We start from the raw sequence: 910 nt of genomic DNA, 5'->3' as shown, positions 1-910 counted from the left end.
CAAAATGATTTTAACTGAAGAGTTTGATCATGGCTCAGATTGAACGCTGGCGGCAGGCTTAACACATGCAAGTCGAGCGGGGGAAGGTAGCTTGCTACTGGACCTAGCGGCGGACGGGTGAGTAATGCTTAGGAATCTGCCTATTAGTGGGGGACAACATCTCGAAAGGGATGCTAATACCGCATACGTCCTACGGGAGAAAGCAGGGGATCTTCGGACCTTGCGCTAATAGATGAGCCTAAGTCGGATTAGCTAGTTGGTGGGGTAAAGGCCTACCAAGGCGACGATCTGTAGCGGGTCTGAGAGGATGATCCGCCACACTGGGACTGAGACACGGCCCAGACTCCTACGGGAGGCAGCAGTGGGGAATATTGGACAATGGGGGGAACCCTGATCCAGCCATGCCGCGTGTGTGAAGAAGGCCTTATGGTTGTAAAGCACTTTAAGCGAGGAGGAGGCTACTTTAGTTAATACCTAGAGATAGTGGACGTTACTCGCAGAATAAGCACCGGCTAACTCTGTGCCAGCAGCCGCGGTAATACAGAGGGTGCGAGCGTTAATCGGATTTACTGGGCGTAAAGCGTGCGTAGGCGGCTTATTAAGTCGGATGTGAAATCCCCGAGCTTAACTTGGGAATTGCATTCGATACTGGTGAGCTAGAGTATGGGAGAGGATGGTAGAATTCCAGGTGTAGCGGTGAAATGCGTAGAGATCTGGAGGAATACCGATGGCGAAGGCAGCCATCTGGCCTAATACTGACGCTGAGGTACGAAAGCATGGGGAGCAAACAGGATTAGATACCCTGGTAGTCCATGCCGTAAACGATGTCTACTAGCCGTTGGGGCCTTTGAGGCTTTAGTGGCGCAGCTAACGCGATAAGTAGACCGCCTGGGGAGTACGGTCGCAAGAC

1 rRNA gene is annotated in these 910 nt (G+C 52.4%); it reads left to right on the top strand.

The features are described from left to right. Positions 1–11: 11 nt before the first annotated feature. Positions 12–910: ribosomal RNA gene (locus R5R67_RS19465) — 16S ribosomal RNA — on the top strand; the annotation flags it as partial.

It is taken from the genome of Acinetobacter sp. OYA S30, assembly GCF_033599315.1.
GTDB lineage: Bacteria > Pseudomonadota > Gammaproteobacteria > Pseudomonadales > Moraxellaceae > Acinetobacter > Acinetobacter baumannii.
Note: the sequence above shows the minus strand (reverse complement) of the source record. Positions and strands in the feature narration are given on the sequence as shown.